The organism is Phaeovulum sp. (genome assembly GCF_041596715.1).
In the GTDB taxonomy this organism is placed as follows: Bacteria; Pseudomonadota; Alphaproteobacteria; order Rhodobacterales; family Rhodobacteraceae; genus UBA6213.
Window position 1 is genome coordinate 1 of the sequence record NZ_JBFHIA010000200.1, and the last position, 5,626, is coordinate 5,626.

4 protein-coding genes are annotated in these 5,626 nt (G+C 62.4%); all 4 read left to right on the plus strand.

Features of this window, described 5'->3' with window-relative positions; genetic code table 11:
- The first annotated feature begins 87 nt into the window (after window positions 1-87).
- A complete protein-coding gene (locus ABY403_RS12655; RefSeq protein WP_372841184.1) occupies window positions 88-720 on the plus strand; it encodes a TIGR02217 family protein in 633 nt (210 codons plus the stop codon).
- Complete coding sequence (locus ABY403_RS12660; RefSeq protein ID WP_372841185.1) at window positions 720-1,610, plus strand: DUF2163 domain-containing protein; 891 nt, start codon at window positions 720-722, stop codon at window positions 1,608-1,610. Before ABY403_RS12655 ends, ABY403_RS12660 begins: the two co-directional genes overlap by 1 nt.
- Window positions 1,607-2,050, plus strand: coding sequence for a peptidase (locus ABY403_RS12665; RefSeq protein WP_372841186.1), 444 nt, complete (start codon window positions 1,607-1,609; stop codon window positions 2,048-2,050). Before ABY403_RS12660 ends, ABY403_RS12665 begins: the two co-directional genes overlap by 4 nt.
- A partial coding sequence (locus tag ABY403_RS12670; RefSeq protein WP_372841187.1) for a glycoside hydrolase/phage tail family protein occupies window positions 2,050-5,626 on the plus strand: 3,577 nt, incomplete at its 3' end. The genes ABY403_RS12665 and ABY403_RS12670, both read left to right, overlap by 1 nt.

The window sequence follows — 5,626 nt, forward strand, 5'->3', positions numbered from 1 at the left end:
CCGGGTTTGCCCGCAGCCAAGCCCAGATCGCGGCACAATTGAGCCGCGTTTTGGCGCGCGGCGAACGCAACCGCTGAGGAGGCGCGCATGGCTTTTCACGAGATCCGCTTTCCTGCCAATCTGAGTTTCGGATCGGTCGGGGGCCCGGAGCGGCGCACCGAAATCGTGGCGCTTGCCAACGGATTTGAAGAGCGCAACACCCCTTGGGCCCATTCGCGCCGCCATTACGACGCAGGGGTCGGGCTGCGCAGCTTGGATGACGTCGAGGCGCTGCTGGCGTTTTTCGAGGCGCGACAGGGGCAGTTGCACGGCTTTCGCTGGAAGGACTGGGCGGATTACAAATCCTGCCCGGCCTCGCGCGCGGTTGCCTATGACGATCAGGTGCTGGGCGCGGGGGACGGTGTGCGCAAGGCGTTTCAGTTGCAAAAGACCTACAGTTCGGGTGGCGTTGGCTATGCGCGACCGATCTGCAAGCCGGTGCTTGGCACGGTTCAGGTTGGCGTGCAGGGGCATCACCGGGCAGAGGCGGTTGATTTTTCGGTCGATCTAGAAACGGGGGTCGTGCGCTTTGAGGCAGCCCCGCCCGAGGGGGCGCTGGTGACGGCGGGGTTCGAGTTCGATGTGCCGGTGCGGTTCGATACGGACCGGATTCTTGTGTCTGTCGCGTCGTTTCAGGCGGGTGATTTGCCGCAGGTGCCAGTGGTAGAGGTGCGGATCTGATGGCGTTTCCCCAAGGTTTGAAGGCGCATTTACAGAGCGGTGCCACCACCATTTGCCGCGCTTGGGCTGTGAGGCGTGGCGACGGCGTGTTGCTTGGGTTCACCGACCACGATTGCGCCCTAGTATTCGATGGCATCACCTTTCAGCCCGGCAGCGGCATGACAGCCAGCGCACTTGCGCAATCGACAGGGTTGGCGGTGGATAACGCCGAGGCGGTTGGTGCGCTTTCGTCTGATGCGATCTGCGAGGCAGATATTTCCGCAGGGCGTTTTGATGGCGCGGAAGTTCGTATATGGCTGGTCAACTGCACCAACCCCGCAGAGCGCGTATTGCAGTTTCGCGGCCATATTGGCGACATCACGCGCGGCGAGGGCGCATTTACAGCAGAATTGCGAGGATTGGCCGAGGCGTTCGGGCGCGCGGCGAGCGTGGTTTATCAGACGGGTTGCGGGGCTACGGTAGGTGACGCGCGCTGCAAAGTTGATCTGACTGCCCCCGGTTATTCGGTAGAGCTTGGTGCCGAGACGGTTAGTGACGCGCGGGTTTTCAGCTTTGTCGACCTGGGCAGTTTCGCCGATCGGCTGTTCGAGAAGGGGCTGCTGCGTGTGCTTGACGGGCCCGCAGCGGGTCTGGCGGGGGTGATAAAGAACGACCGCCTTCTGACAGGCGGCGCGCGCCAAGTGGAATTGTGGCAGGCCCTTCGGGCAACGGTTGGGGTTGGAGACACGATTCGGCTTGAGGCGGGGTGTGACAGGCGGTTTGAAACTTGCCGCCTGAAGTTCAACAACGCGCTAAACTTCAGGGGTTTTCCGCATATTCCCGGCGAGGACTGGTTGACGTCTTACCCGCAGCGCGCCGGGTTGAACGACGGCGCGAGCATGTGGAAATGATTGGGGCGCAAGTGGTTGCGGCGGCGCGTGGCTGGCTTGGAACACCCTATCTGCACCAATGCTCAAGCAAGGGGGCGGGCACGGATTGCCTTGGGCTATTGCGAGGCGTGTGGCGAGAGGTCCGTGGCACCGAACCCGAGCCGGTGCCGCGCTATAGCGCGGATTGGTCAGAGGCTGCGCGTGATGAGCGGCTTTGGCGCGCAGCACGGCGGCATCTGGTGGAGCTTGCGGCGCTTGACGCGGACGAGCCGGGTGATGTGGCGCTGTTTCGTATGCGGTCAGGCGCAGTGGCAAAGCATCTGGGGATCATTGCCGCAATCGGTGCCTCGCCCACCTTCATTCACGCCTATTGTGGGCACGGGGTGGTCGAAAGCCCGCTTTCCCCGCCGTGGCGCCGCCGAATTGCGGCGCGTTTTCGATTTCCTGAAGGAGCGATCTGATGGCAACCATTTTGCTTGCGGCGGCCGGGGCCGCGGCCGGTGCGGGGTTTGGCGGAACGCTGCTTGGCCTTTCGGGCGCGGTCATCGGCCGGGCGGTTGGTGCGACGGTTGGACGGGTGATTGACCAGCGCCTGCTGGGGCAGGGTTCCTCGGCTGTCGAAGTTGGTAGAATTGATCGTTTTCGTATCACAGGCGCGTCGGAGGGGGCCGCAGTTGGGCGGATCTGGGGCAGAATGCGGCTGTCTGGGCAAGTGATCTGGGCCAGCCGTTTTGCCGAAACCGTCACGCGAAGCGGTGGGAAGGGGCTGCCAAAGACGGCATCCTCGGAGTTCACATATTCGGTCAGCCTTGCGATTGCGCTGTGCGAGGGAGTGATTACCCGCGTTGGGCGGGTCTGGGCAGATGGCATCGAAGTTGCGGCTGAAAGGCTGAATATGCGCGTCTATACGGGTTCGCAAACGCAGGTCGCCGACCCGAAAATAGAGGCGGTCGAGGGCATTGGTATGGCACCCGCGTATCGCGGTATTGCCTATGTGGTGTTTGAAGACCTTGCGCTGGCGGAGTTTGGCAACCGGGTGCCGCAGTTCAGCTTTGAAGTGATGCGCCCGGCGCAGGGGGCGTTTCTGGACGATGTGCCTGATCTAGTGCGTGGCATACGTGCGGTGGCGTTGATACCGGGCAGCGGCGAATACGCGCTGGCAACGTCGCGCGTGCATTTCGACTACGGGTTGGGCGAGAGTGTATCCGCCAACCAGCATTGCCCCGGCGGCGAAACGGACTTCAGCGTTTCTTTGACGCATCTTCGGGAAGAACTGCCGAATTGTGGTTCTGTCTCGCTAGTTGTCAGCTGGTTCGGCGATGATCTGCGCGCGGCGGAGTGCCGCCTGCGCCCGAAAGTTGAAAGCAGAAACTTCGACGGCGTTGGAATGCCATGGCAGGTGAGTGGTGTTGCGCGAAGCGATGCCGAGCTTGTGCCGCAGCTTGATGGCCGCCCTGTCTATGGGGGCACGGCCGCCGATGCTTCGGTCATCGAAGCGATCACGGCGCTGCACGAGGCGGGAAAGTCGGTCGTTTTCTATCCGTTTATTCTGATGGATCAGCTGGCGGGAAACGGTCTCGGTGACCCTTGGGGCGGAGCCGAACAAGCGGCGCTGCCGTGGCGTGGGCGCATCACGCTTGCACATGCGCCGGGGCAAGAAGGTTCGGCCGACGGCACCGCTGCCGCAGAGGGCGAGGTTGCCGCGTTTTTCGGCGCCGCGCGAGCCGCCGATTTTTCGATTGCTGGAGCAGAGGTTGTCTATTCCGGGCCGGTGGAATGGTCTTTTCGCCGCTTCGTGTTGCATTATGCGGCACTCTGCAAGGCGGCGGGTGGTGTGGATGCGTTCTGTATCGGCTCGGAACTCGTGAGCCTGACGCGCGTGCGAGGGGCTGGGGGCGGGTTTCCGGCCGTGGCGGAACTGCGCGCACTTGCGGCAGAGGCGCGCGCGTTGCTTGGGCCGAGTTGCAAGATCGGCTATGCGGCTGATTGGAGCGAGTATTTCGGCTATCATCCCGGCAATGGCGATGTCTTTTTCAATCTCGATCCGCTCTGGTCGGATGCGAACATCGATTTTGTCGGTATCGACAATTACATGCCGCTTTCCGATTGGCGCGATGACGAAGGCCACGCTGATGCCGACTGGGGTTCGATCTACAATATCGATTATCTGAAGGCGAATATCGCGGGCGGCGAGGGATTTGATTGGTACTACGCGGCACCCGAACATCGCATGGCGCAACTGCGCACCCCAATTACCGACGAAGCCTCTGACGAGCCTTGGGTCTGGCGCTTCAAAGACCTGCGCGGCTGGTGGCAGAACGCGCATCACGACCGCATCGGTGGTGTGCGACAGGCCAGCCCAAGTGCGTGGGTTCCAAGCTCTAAACCGATCTGGTTTACTGAACTCGGCTGTGCGGCAGTGGACAAAGGTAGCAACCAGCCCAACAGGTTTCTTGACCCGAAAAGCTCTGAATCAGCGCTTCCCCATTTTTCGGACGGGCGGCGGGATGAGTTGATCCAGATGCAATATCTGCGCGCGATGGCCGATTTCTGGGGCGATCCGGCGAACAACCCTGCCGCAGAAAGCTACGACGGACGAATGGTCGATACTGCACGCGCGCATGTTTGGGCATGGGATGCGCGCCCTTATCCGCAGTTTCCTGCAAGGAGTGATGTCTGGTCGGACGGCGCCAACTACGCGCGTGGCCATTGGATTACCGGGCGTGTGACCGCACAGCCCCTTGCGAATGTGGTGGCAGAAATCTGCGAAAGCCAAGGGCTGGAAGATTTCGATGTCTCGCAGCTTCACGGCGTTGTGCGTGGGTTTCGGGTGGATGGCGGCGAGACCGGTCGGGCGGCGTTGCAACCATTGATGCTCGCCTATGGCTTCGAAGCGATCGAGCGGGATGGTCTGATCGTTTTCCGTATGCGTGATGGCGCAGTGGACAAACGGATCGACGCCGAAAAGCTCGTGATCGGCGAAAACCCGAGGTTGCAGGCGGTGCGACTTGCCCGCGCCGAAACCGCAGGACGAGTTCGGCTGAACTATGTCGAGGCGGACGGCGATTATGAGACGCGCGCGGTTGAGGCGATTTTTCCTGACGAAACCTCTGGTGCAGCGGCACAAACCGAAGTTTCACTGGCGATGACCCAGTCCGAGGGACGCCGCGCGGTGGAGCGTTGGCTTGCCGAGGCGCGGATCGCGCGCGACACATTGCGGTTTGCGTTGCCGCCATCGCACGCGGATGTCGGCGCGGGCGACATCGTAGAGTTTGATTCAGACGAGGCCCGAGGAAGGTTTCGTATTGACCGCGTAGAGCAGGCCGGGGCGCAAGAGATCGAGGCCACGCGGGTTGAACCTGCGGTCTATGTATCATCGGACGAAGCCGAGAACGAACCGGTGCCGCGCGCGTTCGTGGCGCCGGTTCCGGTTTTTCCGGTGTTTCTTGATCTGCCGTTGCTGGGGGGCGATGAGGTTGCGCACGCGCCGTATCTGGCGGTGTCGGCGCGGCCTTGGCCCGGATCGGTGGCGGTTTATTCGGCGCTGGACGACGATGACTACGCATTGAACCGCACGATCGTATCTGCGGCGATCACGGGGGCTACGCTTGCGCCGCTTTATTCGGCGCGAACAGGTGTGCCCGATCTTGGCCCGCCGCTGCGGCTGCGGCTGTCGGGAGGCGCGCTCGAGTCTGTATCGCGCGCGCGTATGCTGGACGGTGCAAACCTGATGGCGATAGGCGATGGCACCTCTGGAAACTGGGAGGTCTTGCAGTTCGCGCGTGCCGAGATCATCGAGCCTGGCGTTTGGGAAATCAGCGAGCGGTTACGCGGGCAGGCGGGAAGTGACGCGGTCACGCCCGACGTCTGGCCCACTGGCAGCACGGTGGTGTTGCTGAACGGAGCCCCGGCGCAGATTGATCTGTCGCAAAGCGCAAGGGGGTTGGCGCGCCACTACCGCATCGGTCCCGCGACACTCGGCTATGACGACGCGTCTTTTGTGCATCGGCATGAAGCATTCGAAGGTATCGGGCTTC